The organism is Streptosporangium sp. NPDC002721, from assembly GCF_042888905.1.
In the GTDB taxonomy this organism is placed as follows: domain Bacteria; phylum Actinomycetota; class Actinomycetes; order Streptosporangiales; family Streptosporangiaceae; genus Streptosporangium.
This window is the reverse complement of the sequence record NZ_JBIAQI010000003.1, coordinates 383484-398022: the sequence shown is the minus strand read 5'-3', so window position 1 is coordinate 398022 and position 14539 is coordinate 383484. Positions and strand designations below refer to the sequence as shown.

13 protein-coding genes, 1 tRNA gene and 1 riboswitch are annotated in these 14539 nt (G+C 70.9%); of the genes, 7 read left to right on the top strand and 7 right to left on the bottom strand.

Features of this window, described 5'->3' with window-relative positions; all coding sequences use genetic code 11:
- Window positions 1–29: 29 nt before the first annotated feature.
- Window positions 30–1901: a PAS domain S-box protein gene (locus tag ACFYWM_RS06005; RefSeq protein ID WP_389909213.1), complete on the bottom strand. Its 1872-nt coding sequence runs from the start codon at window positions 1899–1901 to the stop codon at window positions 30–32.
- Between the two features lie 125 nt (window positions 1902–2026).
- Between ACFYWM_RS06005 and ACFYWM_RS06000 the strand changes: the two genes are divergently transcribed.
- On the top strand, window positions 2027–2611 hold the full coding sequence (locus ACFYWM_RS06000) for a methylated-DNA--[protein]-cysteine S-methyltransferase (RefSeq protein ID WP_389909211.1): 585 nt from the start codon (window positions 2027–2029) through the stop codon (window positions 2609–2611).
- 23 nt (window positions 2612–2634) lie between these two features.
- On the opposite strand, the gene ACFYWM_RS05995 is transcribed toward ACFYWM_RS06000, so the two are convergent.
- The 4 genes from ACFYWM_RS05995 to ACFYWM_RS05980 form a co-directional block, all read right to left on the bottom strand.
- On the bottom strand, window positions 2635–4008 hold the full coding sequence (locus tag ACFYWM_RS05995) for a purine-cytosine permease family protein (RefSeq protein ID WP_389909209.1): 1374 nt from the start codon (window positions 4006–4008) through the stop codon (window positions 2635–2637).
- Window positions 4000–4138: riboswitch (TPP riboswitch) on the bottom strand. (Overlaps the previous gene by 9 nt.)
- A 147-nt stretch (window positions 4139–4285) precedes the next feature.
- On the bottom strand, window positions 4286–4609 hold the full coding sequence (locus ACFYWM_RS05990; protein ID WP_389909207.1) for a rhodanese-like domain-containing protein: 324 nt from the start codon (window positions 4607–4609) through the stop codon (window positions 4286–4288).
- Between the two features lie 150 nt (window positions 4610–4759).
- Window positions 4760–5365 (bottom strand): TenA family protein, encoded by a 606-nt coding sequence (locus ACFYWM_RS05985; RefSeq protein WP_389909204.1) that lies wholly within the window; start codon window positions 5363–5365, stop codon window positions 4760–4762.
- A gap of 15 nt (window positions 5366–5380) precedes the next feature.
- Window positions 5381–5977, bottom strand: a complete 597-nt coding sequence (locus ACFYWM_RS05980; protein ID WP_389909201.1) for a DM13 domain-containing protein — start codon at window positions 5975–5977, stop codon at window positions 5381–5383.
- A 191-nt stretch (window positions 5978–6168) separates the two neighbouring features.
- Here ACFYWM_RS05980 and ACFYWM_RS05975 point away from each other — a divergent pair, with 191 nt between their 5' ends.
- Entirely contained in the window at window positions 6169–6825 is a 657-nt protein-coding gene (locus ACFYWM_RS05975) for a GPP34 family phosphoprotein (RefSeq protein WP_389909198.1), read from the top strand.
- Window positions 6826–7101: 276 nt separating this feature from the next.
- Here the strand turns inward: ACFYWM_RS05975 and ACFYWM_RS05970 are convergent, their stop codons facing one another.
- Window positions 7102–8322, bottom strand: coding sequence for an LCP family protein (locus ACFYWM_RS05970; protein WP_389909195.1), 1221 nt, complete (start codon window positions 8320–8322; stop codon window positions 7102–7104).
- Window positions 8323–8679: 357 nt separating this feature from the next.
- Between ACFYWM_RS05970 and ACFYWM_RS05965 the strand changes: the two genes are divergently transcribed.
- Both ACFYWM_RS05965 and ACFYWM_RS05960 read left to right on the top strand, forming a co-directional pair.
- Window positions 8680–10161: a hemolysin family protein gene (locus ACFYWM_RS05965; protein WP_389909192.1), complete on the top strand. Its 1482-nt coding sequence runs from the start codon at window positions 8680–8682 to the stop codon at window positions 10159–10161.
- Window positions 10158–11192 carry a hemolysin family protein gene (locus ACFYWM_RS05960; protein WP_389909188.1) on the top strand — a complete coding sequence of 345 codons (1035 nt, stop codon included), beginning with the start codon at window positions 10158–10160 and terminating at the stop codon, window positions 11190–11192. The genes ACFYWM_RS05965 and ACFYWM_RS05960 overlap by 4 nt, the downstream gene beginning before the upstream one ends.
- A 562-nt stretch (window positions 11193–11754) precedes the next feature.
- Here the strand turns inward: ACFYWM_RS05960 and ACFYWM_RS05955 are convergent.
- Window positions 11755–11837 (bottom strand) — tRNA-Leu (locus tag ACFYWM_RS05955).
- 166 nt (window positions 11838–12003) lie between these two features.
- Here ACFYWM_RS05955 and ACFYWM_RS05950 point away from each other — a divergent pair.
- From ACFYWM_RS05950 to ACFYWM_RS05940, 3 genes are read left to right on the top strand one after another with little or no spacing between them, the layout of a single operon-like run.
- Window positions 12004–12744 (top strand): DUF3662 and FHA domain-containing protein, encoded by a 741-nt coding sequence (locus tag ACFYWM_RS05950; protein ID WP_329088344.1) that lies wholly within the window; start codon window positions 12004–12006, stop codon window positions 12742–12744.
- 17 nt (window positions 12745–12761) lie between these two features.
- Entirely contained in the window at window positions 12762–13229 is a 468-nt protein-coding gene (locus ACFYWM_RS05945) for an FHA domain-containing protein (RefSeq protein ID WP_362688484.1), read from the top strand.
- Window positions 13226–14539, top strand: a complete 1314-nt coding sequence (locus tag ACFYWM_RS05940) for a Stp1/IreP family PP2C-type Ser/Thr phosphatase (protein WP_389909183.1) — start codon at window positions 13226–13228, stop codon at window positions 14537–14539. Before ACFYWM_RS05945 ends, ACFYWM_RS05940 begins: the two co-directional genes overlap by 4 nt.

Here is a 14539-nt window from a genome sequence, read left to right as displayed (position 1 = left end):
ACCGACTCGTTACCGCCTCGGCGTGTCGATCAGGTAAGGGCGCCCGGCGTGTCGGCGATACGGAGAGCGAGCCTCATCCGGGTGCCGCCGGAGGGGCGCGGATGCGCCGAGACCTCCCCGCCCTGGGCCCGCGCGAGGCTCCGCACGATGTAGAGGCCGAGGCCGACGCCGCCGAACCTGCGGCGGTCACCGCTCTCGGCCTGGACGAAGCGCTCGAAGACCCGCTCCCTGCTGGCGTGGGCGATGCCGACCCCCTCGTCGTCCACCACCAGCACGACCCTGTCGCCCTCGGCCCACGCCTCGACCCTGATCAGGCCGCCGTCCGGTGAGTACTTGAAGGCGTTCTCCAGCAGCTGGGCGAGCAGGATGTCGGTGGCCAGCGCGTCGCCGGAGACCGGGGGGAGGTCCTCGGGGACGTCGACCTCGACCCGGTGCAGGTCCGACAGGATCGGCAGGCCCAGCGTCGCGCCCCGGACCAGCTCGGCCAGGTCGAAGCTCTCGATCCTGAGCGTGAGCTCGCCGGCCCCCGCGCGCGAGCCGAGCAGCAGGTGGTCCATGAGCTGGCCCAGGGAGCGGGCACGCTCGGCGATGGTGTGCACGGCGGCGCGGCGCTCGGTGTCGGCCATGCTGTCCCAGCGGCTGTCGAGCGTGCTGGCGAAACCGCGGACCACGGTGATCGGCGTGCGGAGCTCGTGGCTGGTGGTGGCCAAGAAGAGGTCCTTCGCCTCCTCCAGCTCCTTCGCGCGGGTGACGTCGCGGAAGTCGACCACGATCTCGCCCGTCTCCACGATCTCCGCGCAGAGCACGTCCAGCCAGGTGCCCGAGGGCAGCTGGATGCTGAGCTTGTCCCCCGGGCCCGGCAGCTGGAACGGCGGCGGCCCGCCGATCACCTCGGCCGCGTGGAAGCCCGTCAGCTCGCTGGCGGCCGGGTTCCACCGGACGACCCGTCCCGTGTCGTCGAGGACCGCGATGCCGTCGGCGCTGGCGTCGAACACCGCCCGCTCGTGGGCGCGCTGGCGTACGGCCTCCTGGTAGGCCATCGCGTTGCCCAGGGCGATACCCGCGTGACCGGCGAGCAGCTCCAGCAGCTCCAGCTCCAGGTGGCCCGCCTTGCGCTTGGCGAACAGGGCGTACAGCGCGCCGTACGACCGCCCGCCCATCGCCGCGAGGCCGAGCGCGATGGTGTGCAGGCCGGGCAGTTGCGACCAGATCAGCCGGTCCAGGCGGTCCTGGTCGCCGGTCTCCAGCAGGACGGTCCTGCCCTCGCGCAGCAACTTGCCGACCAGGCTGGTGCGCAGGTCGGCGGTGGAGTCGCGCATCGGGTCGGGAAGGTTGTGGCAGGCCACGAGGCGGAGCCGGTCACCCTCGATCATCACGAACCCGCCCGCGTCGGCCCCGGTCAGGTCGGTGAGGCTCGCCGCGATCCGGTCGAGCACAGCGGGCAGCTCCAGCTCGGCGTTGATGTCGGCGACCACGTCGGTGAGCCTGCGGACGAGCTGTGCCCGGCGGGCGTTGCGGTCGTTGGCGGTCTCGTCGTCCTGGGCCAGGTGGTAGACGCTGACGTAGCCGAGGAAGGCGCCGTCCGGCGCGGACATCGCGCCGGTGTCGACCCGTACGTCGAGCAGGCCGCCGTCGCGGTGGAACCGCTTGGTCCGCAGCGAGACCTGGCCGCCGGTGCGCACCTTCTCCAGGACCGCGTTGTGCTCGGCCGTCAGCTCCTCGGGAACCACCGGCACCCGGCGGCCGACCGTCTCGTCGGCCGACCAGCCGAAAAGGCGTTCTGCGGCGGGATTCCAGGTGAGAACCGTCTGCTCGCGATCGATGGCGACGATCGCGTTGGGCGCCGCGGCGACGACCCCGCGGCCGATGCCCCCGTCACTGTCGGCCCTGTAGTCCACCACACACCCATAGTGCCGTCTCGACCGGCCTGATCTTGGCACTTTCGTCCCGCACGTGTTGCCACTGGCCGGGCGATCCGTCCGATACTCTGCGGTCACCACACACCTGGATACGAAAGGGTGGGGCCATGTCATCCGGCGACATCGATGCATTGCTACGGGTGACCTCGCCCGACTACGTCGGCAAGAGCCATCCCGACATCGCGTTCGGCACGCTCGACGGCCCGCTGGGGCGCCTCACCCTCGCCGTGACGGGCAGGGGTGTGGTGGCCTGCAGCTACGAGGACGAGAACGTCGTCTTCGAGCGCGTCAGCAGGGAGGTCGGCACGTTCATCGGCCCCGACGCCCGGCGGCTCGACCCGGTGCGCCGGGAGCTGGACGCCTACTTCTCCGCCCGGCTCCGCGCCTTCACCATCGCCGTCGACCTGCGCCTGGCCACCCAGTTCTCCAGGACCGTGCTGCAGATGATGCTCGCGGTGCCGTACGGGACGGTGACGACCTACCTGGAGATCGCCGAGCGGATCGGCAGGCCGCGCGCGCTGCGCGCCGTCGGCAACGCGCTGGGCAGCAACCCGGTGTGCGTCATCGTGCCGTGCCACCGGGTGGTCGAGAGCGAGGCCGTCCTCGGCGGGTACGCCGGGGGCCCGGCCGCCAAGGAACGCCTGCTGCGCATCGAGTCCGCCGCCCTGCTCCGCGGCCCCGGCGGCGCGTAGGCCTCTTCCGCGCCAGGAAACTGTCAGGAGCGGCGCCGGAGCGCGCCGAGCCCCAAGGTGACGAGACCCGCGACGAGGAACGCGCCGACGGACGCGCTCATCCACGGCTGCGGGACGAAGCCGAGCGCGTCGCGGGCCCCCTGCCAGAACGAGGTCCACCACGCGAGTTGCGAGCCGGCCGGCAGCGCGGCGAGCATCCACCAGGTCACGAAGCCCAGCACCCACGGAAGCACCATGAGCGGGCGCGAGGGTGCGGTCTCCGAGGTGTCCCAGCGCCTGTCGCCGCCGAGCAGGAAGTAGTCCACGGCGAGCACCGCGAACATCGGCACGAAGACCGCCCCGATGAGGCCGAGGAAGCCGGTGTAGGTGTCGGCGCTGACGAAGATCGCGAGCAGGGTGACCAGCGCGCCGATGACCGCGGAGATGACCCGGCGGTCCAGCCTGGGCAGCAGGTTCTGCAGCGACATCGCGGTGGAGTAGACGTTCACGAACGACTGGTCGGTCTCGCGCAGCACCAGGATGCCGAAGAACAGCGGGCCGAGGGCCGCGGCCACGAACGGGTCCCAGACCTGGTTCGGGTCGTTGCCGACCAGCGCGAGCGCCGCGATGCCGAGGGTGAGGCAGGCCACCTGGGCGATCGTGTAGCCGCCGACGACCCCGGTGAAGGCGGCCCGGCCCGAGCGGGAGAAGCGGGCGAAGTCCGCCGCGACCGGCACCCACGAGACCGACAGCGCGATCACGTAGTCGACCGAGGGGGCGAACGCCTCCCAGGACCCGCCGCCGATCGCCGGTCCCCGCTGGAACAGGGCGACCATGAACCAGATCATCGAGATCACCACGCCGGCGGTGACGTACCTGCGGAGCAGGCGGACCGCTCCCAGCGGCCGGATGGTCAGCGCGGTGGTGATCACCCCCGCGACCACCACCCAGACCGCGTAGGGCACCTCGACGCCGAACGACCCGGCGATGGCCTGGGCCCCCTGGGCGATGACCCACAGCTCGAAGGCCCCCCAGCCCAGCATCTGGACGATGTTCAGCACGGTCGGCAGGTAGGAGAGCCTGGCCCCGAACAGCCCGCGCAGCAGGACCATCGCCGGAGCGCCGGTCCGCTGCCCGGGAATCGCGGCCAGGCCGACCATCGCGGTGCCGATGACGCTGCCCACGACGGCGGCCAGGATCGCGGCCACGAAGCTCAGCGGCCGGTCCCCGAGCGGGTTGATCAGCGTGATCGCGCCGGAGAACCCGAGCAGGCTCACCCCCAGGTTGGCCCAGAGCGCGCCCTGGTCGAGCACGCCGAGGGCCTTGGGGGGAGCCTCACCGAGGGTGAGGGGCGCCTCGACCGCCCCGGGGCTCCCGGAGTCGCCGGAACCCTTGGAATCAACGGTGGCAGACGTCATCACGCACACTCCCTACGCCGGCATTACCCGGACAGGTTCATGCGGTCGGCGGTGCGTCCGAGGGTCAAAGACCCTCCGCGTGGTTCCGCCCTCTCAGCCCGGTCACGCCCGAGCTCCCGCGGTAGACATTCGCCCTGATTATGCCATCCATTCCTTTCTTGGCAAGGGCCCTCTCGTCTTGGCGAGGACCTCCTCGCGCGCCGCACGGCCCCCGTCCACGGGCGCCCCGGCCGGCGGTGCCGCCGCCGAGGACGTCCCCTCACGCGGTCCGGACGGCTCAGGCGACGAAGGGGTCCTGGCCGCTCTCGGCGACCATCGGACGCCCCGCGCCGTCCCAGGACTGCATGCCGCCGCCGACGTTGATCGCGTCCCAGCCGACGTGGTTGAGCCAGGCGGCGGCGTTCGCGGAACGGCCGCCGACCCGGCAGATCACGTAGACGGGCGCCCCCTTGGGCACCTCGTCGACCCGGGACTGCAGCTCGCCCAGCGGGATGTGGACGGCACCGGGCGCGTGCCCGGCACGCCACTCGTCGTTCTCTCGTACGTCGAGCAGGAACGCGTCATCCGGCACGGCCTGTGCCTCGACCTCAGGAACACTCATGCGCCCATTGTTTCCAACTCCTCCACCGGATGGAGCGCAAAGCCCCGTGGATGCCCTCATCCGGACCTTCAATTTCCCCTGATAGGGGGCTAATTCGGTACGTCCGCCCCTACCAGATCGCCCGGCTCGGGCGGCCGTACGACGGCGAGGTCAGGGCACGTCCCAGAAGGCGAGTTCGTGGGCCATTCCCTCGGTGAACAGCTTCCCCGCCCTGTCCGGGTCCGGCGCCGCCTCGTCGATCATCACCGCGATGCGCCCGGTCAGCTCGGCGAAGGCCGGGTGGGCGTAGGTGTCGATCCAGGCCCGGTAGCGGGGCTCGTCCGGCGGGTTCTCCGCCAGCGCGCGGCCGAGCGTGGAGTAGCCCCACATGCAGGGGTAGAGCGCGGCCAGGCCGTCGGCGTAGACGGCCGCGGAGTCGAGCAGGAACGAGGTGTACGCCGCGCAGGCCGGGCCCTTCCTCGCCCCGCCGAGGTCGGCGCCGAACTCGGCCGACAGCGACCGGTGCAGGCTCAGCTCCTCGTGGAAGGTGGCGTGCGCCAGGTCCACCAGGTCGCCCAGATGCCCGTCAGGGGCCTGCCAGGCGAGCCGCGAGAAGACGCGGACGTAGTCGAGCAGGAACAGGTAGTCCTGCTCCAGCCACGACCGGAACACCGGCTCGGGCAGGTCCCCCCGCGCGATGCCCGCGACCGTCGGGTGGGCGAGCTGCGCCTCGACGAGCGGGCGGCCGATGGCGTGGAGTTCCTCAGAAACGCTCATGGGTCGGAGATTGTGTCAGGTCAGGGTGGCGGCCCCGAAGGAGACGCCGAAGCGCTTGCACCAGATGGTGACGGACCTCAGGCTGTCGAGGTCGGCCCCGGCGGGGACGGCGTAGTTGGCGTTGCCCCTGTTGCCCTTCAGCTCGCCGAGTTCGAGGTGCTCGCCGTCGTCCAGGTTGAACCATCCGGCCCTGCCCTCCTTGACGGGCTGGTCACTGAGCCAGACCCGCAGGTCCGGGCCGTCGGAGGTGTCCAGGTTCTCGATCCGCAGGACCCGGCTCCCGTCGGGCAGCTCCAGCATCCTCGCCCTGCCCTCGGTCTCGTGCTCGTGGGAGACGAACGTGCCCGTGGCCAGGACCTTCGGCTCCCGGGCGGGCGTGGTCGGCGCGGCGGGGGTGGCGGACGCGGCGGGCTCCGTGGTTCCGGTGGCCTCCGGGCCGGGGGACGCCGGGGACGCCGGGGACGCCGCTACGGCGGGCAGCGCCTCGTTCACCTCGACGGTGGTGAACAGGCGCCACGGCTGGAACAGATACAGCGCGACACCCAGCGCGACGGCGCCGAACGCCAGGACGCCCCAGGTGACGGGATGTCGGAGCAACCTCTTGACTCTCATCGGATACCTCCGGCCTCCGGTGACGGGGGGACGTCGAGATCTCTCTGGTCTCGGTGCCGACGCTACCGGCGACACCGTCCTCGATCGCTTACGGAGTGCTTACGACCGCGAGACGACCTTGAGACGACCTTGAGATGACCGCGAAGCACCGGTGAGGCGACCGTGAAGCGCCCGCGACGTAGTGTCGAACGATGACGACGATCGCTGAGGAAGTGCTCCTGCTCGCGTACGACGAGAAGGAGGGCAGGCAACTCATCAGCTCCACCGAGCTGGACGCCGCGCTCGGCGGCGCCCTGCTGGCGGAACTGACCGTCAACGGCCGGATCGACCTCGCGGACAAGAAAGTCGCCGTTCTCGACGCGACCCCGGTCGGGGACGAGGAGCTCGACGCGGCGCTGGCCAGGATCGCGGCGGAGTCCAAGGCGCGCAAGCCCGAGTGGTGGGTGCAGCGGCTCCACTCCGGCAAGCTCCGCAGGCGCCTGCTGTCCCGCCTGGCGGAGCGGGGCGTGCTGGACGAGGAGCGGCACAAGATCCTGGGGATCTTCCCGAGCACCCGCTACCCCGAGCGCGAGCCGGGCGTCGAGCTGGAGATCCGCCGGCGGGTCCAGGACGTGCTGTCCGGTGCCACCCCCGACGAGCGGGCCGCGGTGTTGATCGCGATCCTGCACGCGGCCAAGATCGACCGTAAGGCGTTCCCCGGCGCGAGCAAGGAGCGGATCAAGGAGATCACCGAGGGCGAGTGGGCCGGCAAGGCGGTCGCCCAGACCATCGCCGCCGTCAACGCCGCCGTCATGGCGGCCGTGATAGGCGGGGCCGTCGCCGGCGCCAGTGCGGGCGGCAGCGGCTGAGACCCGCGGGCCCTCGCCGGGCGGGCGCTGTCACGAGCACGCCCGTCGGACAGGCACCGTCACAAGGCGCCCGCCGGACAGGCTGTCACAAGGGCCCTCGCCGGGCGGGCGCTGTCACAAGCACGTCAGGTCCCGCGCTCGTCCCTCACTCCGAGGTGAACCCGTCCCTCGCTCCGGGGTGAAGGAGCCAGGCCGGAGAAGCCGGGCCGAAGGGGCAGGGCCGGCGGGAAGGTCGGGCGAGAGGGCTCGCCCCGGCCCGAGGGCCGGGGCGGGCCGTCACTTGCCGAGGGCGTCCTTGGGGACGGGCTTGTCCTGGGCCAGCGCCTCGAACATGCGCAGGGCCTTCTCCCGGTCCCACTTGACGACGGACTGGCCGTCGATGGTGGGCAGGGAGCCGATGGGCACGACCGTGGTGACCGGGTTACCGCCCATGGCGAGGCCGAGGGAGAGCAGGTCGAAGGCGCCGGTCTCCTCGCCGACGGACACCGAGTCGGCCGCGCTCAGCGCGAGCGGGACGGATGTGAAGGGGTTGATCAGGACGCCGGGGCTGGCCGCCTTCTTCACCACCGCGGAGAAGAACTGGCGCTGGCGCTGGGTCCTGTCGAGGTCGGGGATCGCTCCGGTGGCGCGGGTGCGGACGTAGCCGAGGGCCGTCCCCCCGTCCATGGTCTGCAGGCCCTTCTTCAGGTTGATCCCGGCCTTGGGGTCCTTGATCGCCTGCTTGACGTCGATCTCGACCCCGCCGATGGCGTCGACGATCCCCACGAAGCCGCCGAAGCCGATCTCCATGTAGTTGTCGAGGCGCAGCCCGGTGACCTGCTCCACGGTCTTGGGGAGCAGCTGCTGGCCGCCCTCGAAGGCGTAGGCGGCGTTGAGCTTGTTGCTGCCGTGGCCGTCGATCGGCACGTACGAGTCGCGGGGGAGGCTGACCAGGGTCGGCCGGCCGTCGCCCTCGGGGATGTGCAGCAGCATCATCGTGTCGGTCCTGCGGCCCACGGCCTTGCCCGTGGCGAGCTTCTTGCGCTGGGCCGCGGTCAGGCCCGCGCGGCTGTCGGAGCCGACCAGCAGCCAGTTGGTGCCGGGGGTGTCGGCGGGACGGCCCTCGTAGTCGGTGAGCGCCTCGATCTTGGTCAGCCGCGAGTTGATCACGAAATATCCGCCGACGGCCAGGACGAGCAGCACGACGACCAGCCCGGCGAGGATCCGTACCGCGAGCCTGCCGGGGCGCTTCGGCCGCCAGCCGGGCATGCGCGACGCGCTCCCGCCGCCCCGGCCGCCGGAGTCCCCCGGCGGTGCCGGGGGCGCGTTCAGCGGCTTGACCGGGCTGGAGCCCGACCTGGCCTTGCCGTACACCCGCCCGCCCCGGGGGGGCGGCACCTCACGCGACGCCTCCTCGCGGGCGGGGGCCTCCCGGCGCGAGGACGCCGACTGCCGGACGGGCGTTCCCGGGCCGCCAGGCGAGGGGTAGGCGGGCTGCCCGGCCGCTCTCGGCGGCACGGGCCCCGGCGTGGGCGATCGCAGCGCGCGAGTGCGATCGTCGTCTTCGGGCCTGTCAGCCACGTCTTGTCCCGCCACTTCTTGATCTCATGGTGAAAACGTCATTATCGACGCTACGTCGTGGCTGGAGCGCCTGCCGCCAGGTGCCCAAGGTTTCCCTATGTAAAAGTACTCAGACAGGTTGTTAGCGACCAACAATGCGATCGTCGGCCGATCCGGAAACATCGACCCCCATCCGCATCGTTACGGTAGAGGACTACCTCTGCTCGAAAGGATGATCGTGTCCACTCCGGACCCGTGGAATACCTGCCCGTGCGAACGCACGGGCACCACTGAACCGCCCGGGAGAGCCGCCCGGTGAACACGGCTCTGGGCCTGCTGGCCATCCTCCTGCTCACTCTCGCCACCGGCTATTTCGTCGCCCAGGAGTTCGCCTTCGTCGCCGCGGACCGGGGCGTGCTGCGCGAACAGGCCGACTCCGGCGACGCGGCCGCGGCACGGGCGCTGGAGGTGACGGGACGCCTGTCGTTCATGCTCTCCGGTGCGCAACTCGGCATCACCGTGACCGCCCTGCTCGTCGGCTTCATCTCGGAACCCGCCATCGCCACGGTCCTCCGTCCCTGGCTGGAGACCGCGGGAGTGCCCGCCGGGGCCGTGCCCGGCATCGCCGTGGCGCTGGCCGTCGCGGTGGCCACCGTCATCCAGATGGTCTTCGGTGAGCTGGCCCCCAAGAACCTGGGCATCGCCCGTCCCGAGCCGGTGGCGAAGTTCCTCGCCCGCTCGACGATGATCTACCTGCGGATCGCCGGGCCGGTCATCCGCCTGTTCGACTCCGCCGCAACCGGCCTGCTGCGCCGGGTCGGCGTGGAGCCGGTGGAGGAGATCGAGCACGGCGCCAGCCCCGAGGAGCTGTCCCGGATCATCTCCGAGTCCGCCACCGCGGGCGACCTGCCGCCGAGGCTGTCGGAGCTGCTGGGCCGCGCCCTGGAGTTCGGCGACCGCACCGCCGAGGACGTCATGGTGCCGCGCCCCCGCGTGGTGCTGCTGAGGGACGACCGCCCCATCTCCGACCTGGTCGACGCCGTCCGCAGGCACGGCCACTCCCGCTACCCGGTGCTCTGCAACCAGAACGGCGACGACGTCGTCGGCGTCACCGGCGTACGCGAGCTGCTCAGGTCGGGACTGACCGACGGCACGCTGGAGAAGATCACCCGTCCCGCGCTCCTGGTGCCCACCTCCTCGCCGCTGCCCCAGGTCCTGGAGCGCATGCGCACCGCCCACGACGACCTGGCGTGCGTCATCGACGAGTACGGCGGCCTGGCCGGAGTGGTCACCATCGAGGACCTCGCGGAAGAGCTCGTCGGCGAGCTCGTCGACGAGAACGACCCGGAGCCCGCCGGGGTCGTCGCGGGCGACGAGGGCACCTGGGACCTGCCGGGCACGCTCCGGCTGGACGAGATCGAGCGGGCCATCGGGCTGCAGCTCCCCGAGAGCGACGACTACGACACCGTCGCGGGCCTCGTGCTCGCCACCCTCGGCCGGATGGCCGAGCCCTCCGACCAGGTGACCGTCACGCTCACGTCGCGGAACGACCCCCTGGAGGACGACGGCGCCGACGAGAGGGAGGCGGCGCTCACCGTGCTCTCGGTGCACCGCAGGGTCCCCGAGTGGGTGCGGCTGTCGCTCACCGCGCCGCAGGAGGCCGGCCCCGGGGACGTCCCCGGGGCGAGGACCGAGAGAACCGAGAAAGAGGACGAACCGGCGATGACCGGGCCGTGGATGATCGAGCGTGGCCCCGAGGCACCCATGATCGAGCGGGGCGGGGCGAGGCGACGATGAGCACCACCTCCGCCCTGCTGCTCGGCGTGGCCCTGCTGATCGGCAACGCCTTCTTCGTCGCCGCCGAGTTCGCGGTGATCTCGGCCCGCAGGCACCGCCTGGAGGAGCTCGGGGGCAGGGGAGGCCGGTTCACCCGGATCGCCGCCCGCGCCGCCGTACGCGGCGGCAGGGAGCTCTCCCTGATGCTGGCCGGGGCCCAGCTGGGCATCACGCTGTGCTCGCTCGGCCTGGGCATGGTGACCGAACCGGCCATCGAGCACCTGCTGGAGCCGGTCTTCGGCGCGATCGGCCTGCCCGAGTCGCTGCGGGTCGCCGTCTCGCTCGTGATCGCGCTGGCGTTCGTCACCTTCCTGCACATGGTGATCGGCGAGATGGCCCCCAAGTCGTGGGCGCTCACCCACCCGGAGACCGCGGCGATGGGCCTGGCCCTGCCGTTCCGCGGCTTCACCTGGCTCGTCCGGCCGGTGCTCGCCGCGCTCAACGGGCTGACGAACTGGATACTGAAGCTGTTCGGGGTACACCCCAAGGACGAGCTGGCCACCACCAGGACCCCGGTCCAGCTGGCGATGCTGGTCGGCGAGTCGGGCCGGATGGGCCTGCTCGACCGCGACGAGCACGACCTGCTCACCCGGGCCCTGCGGGTCCACCAGCAGCCGGTGGAGCGGCTGATGCTGCCGCTGGAGAAGGCCACCTCGGTGCCCGCTGACGCGACGGGCGACCAGATGCGCCGGGTCGCCGCGCGCGACGGGCACCTGCGCATGCTGGTCACCTCCGGCAGGCCGGGCGACGTCCTGGGCGTGGTGCACGTCAGGGACATGCTCGTCCGGCCGGAGGCGAGCCCCGCCGAGCTCGCCCGCCCGGTGCCACGCCTGACCAAGGCGACCACGATCCCCGACGCGGTCTCCGCGCTCCAGGACGCCCACGCGCACCTGGGCCTGGTCACGGACGGCGGCGGCGAGGTGGTCGGCATGGTGAGCCTCACGGACCTGCTCGGCGAGATCCTGGACGTACGGATGCCCGCGACCCGCTAACGGTCCTCGCCCTCCCGGCGTCCGGGAGGGCGACCGGAGAGCGACGGGACCGGCGAGGAACCGGCGAGGGACCGGCGAGGATCCAGCCGGAGCCTGACCGATCACGGGACCGGCCGGACCGATCACCGGGCCGCCGGACCGATCACGGAACCGACGGGACCGATCTCCGGACCGGCGGCGACCGATCACAGGACCGGTCACCGCCGATCACCGGACCGGTCGCAAGATCGATGGAAGGGCGACACGGGCCGGGGAAAGATTCTTTTCCCCGGCCCGTGTTCTCTGTCGGCGTAATCGGATACCCGCGAACCCGTGCAAGTCATCCGAAAGTGATCAGCAAGCGTGGCCGGGTAGAACCGATAGGCATGTCGTAGCGGTCCAAAAACCACAAGACCCATGCGTAACCCCTGGGACTTCTCTATAACGGAGCGAGCGACTACCTTGATCGATGATCGACTCGGCCTGCCACGAGACCTTACGGATGGCTCAGATGGATGCGTGGTTTCCCAGGAAACGACAAAACCCCGGTCGCGCCGTTCGCGCGACCGGGGTGATGAGCTTGTGGGCGAGGAGGGATTTGAACCCTCACGTCCTTTCGGACACACGGACCTGAACCGTGCGCGTCTGCCGTTCCGCCACCCGCCCTTGTTGGGTGCGGTCGAAACATTAGCACGGATCAGCCGGTACCCATGAACCCGGATACGATCCTCCTAGATGCGAAAGCGGAGCAGCTGGGTGCGAGAGAGCGAGGAACGAGCCAACGAGCCCCCAAGCGGCCGCGACCACATAGACGGAGGAGGGGAGGTACCCGGTGGGAGTCCTTCAGCGTTTCGAGCGGAGGCTCGAAGGTTTGGTTGAAGGGGCCTTTGCACGGGCGTTCAAATCTGACCTTCAGCCGGTAGAGGTCGCCAGTGCGGTCCAACGGGAGATGGACGAGCGGGCGGCGATCGTCGCCCAGGGACGCACGCTCGTGCCCAACGACTTCGTGGTCGAGCTGTCCACGACCGACAACGAGCGGTTGGAGGTCTACTCCGACAGCATCAGCCACGAGCTGGCCAACCTCGCCAGGGAGTACGCCAAGGAACAGGGCTACTCCTTCGTGGGGCCGGTCAGGGTCCGCTTCGAGACGGCCGACGACCTCGCGGTCGGCCTGTTCCGCATCCGCTCGGGCGTGATCCGCGGCGCGACGGTCGAGCAGGACGAGATCCGCCAGCCGGTGAGCGACGTGCCCGCCGCGAAGTCCCACGCCTTCGGGGGCCGCCCCCGCCTGCTGGTGTCCACCCAGGACGACCCGCAGGGCCAGCGGTCCTTCGACCTGACAACACCGGTGACCCTGCTCGGCAGGGGCACCGACTGCGATCTGCGGCTGGTGGACCCGGGTGTGTCCCGGCACCACGCCGAGCTGCGAGTGGAGGGTCCCCTGGTCGCGCTCGTCGACCTCGGCTCCACGAACGGCACCTTCGTCAACGGCCAGCCGGTTCGCCGGGTCGAGCTCCAGAACGGCACTCGCGTGACGCTGGGGCGAACGACTCTGGTTTTCCGGCGCGATTAAAGGTAAACAGACGGTCCATGTCCGAGCTCACGCTGCTGCTGATCCGGCTCGCCTTCCTCGCGGTGCTGTGGTTCTTCGTGATTGCCGCGGTCGGTGTGATCCGGACAGACTTGTTCGGATCACGCACGGCCGCCGCCGTCCCCGCGCGCAAGGCCCCCAAGCCGGTGAAGACCCCGGCCAAATCCAAGAAGGGGGAACCACGGGAGATGGTCGTCACCGGTGGCCCCCTGCAAGGCACCACCATTACCCTCTCGGAGACGCCCATCACCATCGGCCGGGCGAACGACGCGACGCTGGTGGTCAGCGACGACTACGCCTCCAGCCGGCACGCCCGGCTCTTCCCCCAGGACGGTCAGTGGATCGTGGAAGATCTCGGCTCCACCAACGGCACGTATCTTGACCGCTCCAAAGTCACCCGTCCGACTCCGGTGCCGCTCGGTGTTCCGATCCGCATTGGCAAGACCGTCATCGAATTGCGCAAATGACCATCGCACTCCGTTACGCCGCCCGCTCTGACGTCGGCCTCCTCCGCGAAGGCAACGAGGACTCCGCCTACGCCAGCGGCCGCCTGCTCGCCGTCGCGGACGGCATGGGCGGCCACGCACACGGCGAGGTGGCCAGTTCGGTCGCCATCGCCGAGATGTCCACGCTCGACACGGACGCCCAGGGAGGTGACCTGCTCAGCGCCATCGAGGCGGCCGTACGCGACGCCAACCGCAAGCTGCACGAGATGGTGAGTCACAACCCCAGTCTCAAGGGCATGGGCACCACCCTCACCGCCATGCTCTGGTCGGGGACGAGGGTCGCCCTGGTGCACGTCGGCGACTCACGGGCCTACCTGCTGCGCGCCGGGGAGCTCTACCAGATCACGCACGACCACACCCTCGTGCAGTCGCTGGTGGACGACGGCCGGATCACCCAGGACGAGGCCGCCACCCACCCCCAGCGGTCGATCCTGCTGCGGGCGCTCGACGGCAGCGGCGAGGTCGACCCCGACCTGTCCCTGCGCGAGGCCCAGATCGGCGACCGCTACCTGCTCTGCTCCGACGGCCTGTCCGGGGTGGTGAGCGCGGAGACCCTGCACCACACGCTCTCCACGATCGAGGATCCCGACGGGGTGGTCCGCACCCTCATCGACCTGGCCAACCGGGGCGGTGGCCCCGACAACATCACCTGCGTCCTGGCCGACGTGCTGGAGGTGGACGAGACCCACGTACCGCGCACCGACGCGGCCGTGGTCGGCGCCGCCGGTTCCAGCATGCCGCGGTCGCAGCCGCCGGACACCCCGGCGGGCCGTGCCAGCGCGGTCACCATGCCGCAGCCCGTCATCACCGATGACGACGACGACACCGACGAGCCGATCGTCAGGGCCGCGGCCCGGCCGGTCAAGCGCCGCCGGCTGTGGCCTCTCCTGGCCGTGGCGGGCGGCGTCGTCGTCATCGGGGGCGGCTTAGGCTGGTACTTCGGCGGGCAGTGGCTGGAGGACCAGTATTTCGTGGGGGCCAAGGGCAACGAGATCGTGGTCTTCCAGGGCGTGAAGACCAACCTGGGCCCCTTCGAGCTCTTCGACGTCGCCCGGAGCACCGCCGAGTCGATCACCACTCTCGGCGCGTTCCAGCAGGGCCAGGTCCGCGACGGCATTCCCGTCCCCACCGTCGAGGCGGGCCTGAAGAAGATCGAAGAGCTGAAGACGTCCGCCGCCAAAGCCGACGGGAAGGACAAACCAACCGCAACCCCGAGCGCCTCCGCGTCCTCCACGCCAGACAGGGCTCCCGAACCCACAAGGTCACAGTAG

Excerpts from the sequence above, each read along its gene's own strand:
- ACFYWM_RS05975 (WP_389909198.1), top strand. The coding sequence starts at position 6,169 with ATGACGACGATCGCTGAGGAAGTGCTCCTGCTCGCGTACGACGAGAAG.
- ACFYWM_RS05990 (WP_389909207.1), bottom strand. The coding sequence starts at position 4,609 with ATGAGTGTTCCTGAGGTCGAGGCACAGGCCGTGCCGGATGACGCGTTC.
- ACFYWM_RS05985 (WP_389909204.1), bottom strand. The coding sequence starts at position 5,365 with ATGAGCGTTTCTGAGGAACTCCACGCCATCGGCCGCCCGCTCGTCGAG.
- ACFYWM_RS05995 (WP_389909209.1), bottom strand. The coding sequence starts at position 4,008 with ATGACGTCTGCCACCGTTGATTCCAAGGGTTCCGGCGACTCCGGGAGC.
- ACFYWM_RS05940 (WP_389909183.1), top strand. The coding sequence starts at position 13,226 with ATGACCATCGCACTCCGTTACGCCGCCCGCTCTGACGTCGGCCTCCTC.
- ACFYWM_RS06000 (WP_389909211.1), top strand. The coding sequence starts at position 2,027 with ATGTCATCCGGCGACATCGATGCATTGCTACGGGTGACCTCGCCCGAC.
- ACFYWM_RS05960 (WP_389909188.1), top strand. The coding sequence starts at position 10,158 with ATGAGCACCACCTCCGCCCTGCTGCTCGGCGTGGCCCTGCTGATCGGC.
- ACFYWM_RS05980 (WP_389909201.1), bottom strand. The coding sequence starts at position 5,977 with ATGAGAGTCAAGAGGTTGCTCCGACATCCCGTCACCTGGGGCGTCCTG.
- ACFYWM_RS05945 (WP_362688484.1), top strand. The coding sequence starts at position 12,762 with ATGTCCGAGCTCACGCTGCTGCTGATCCGGCTCGCCTTCCTCGCGGTG.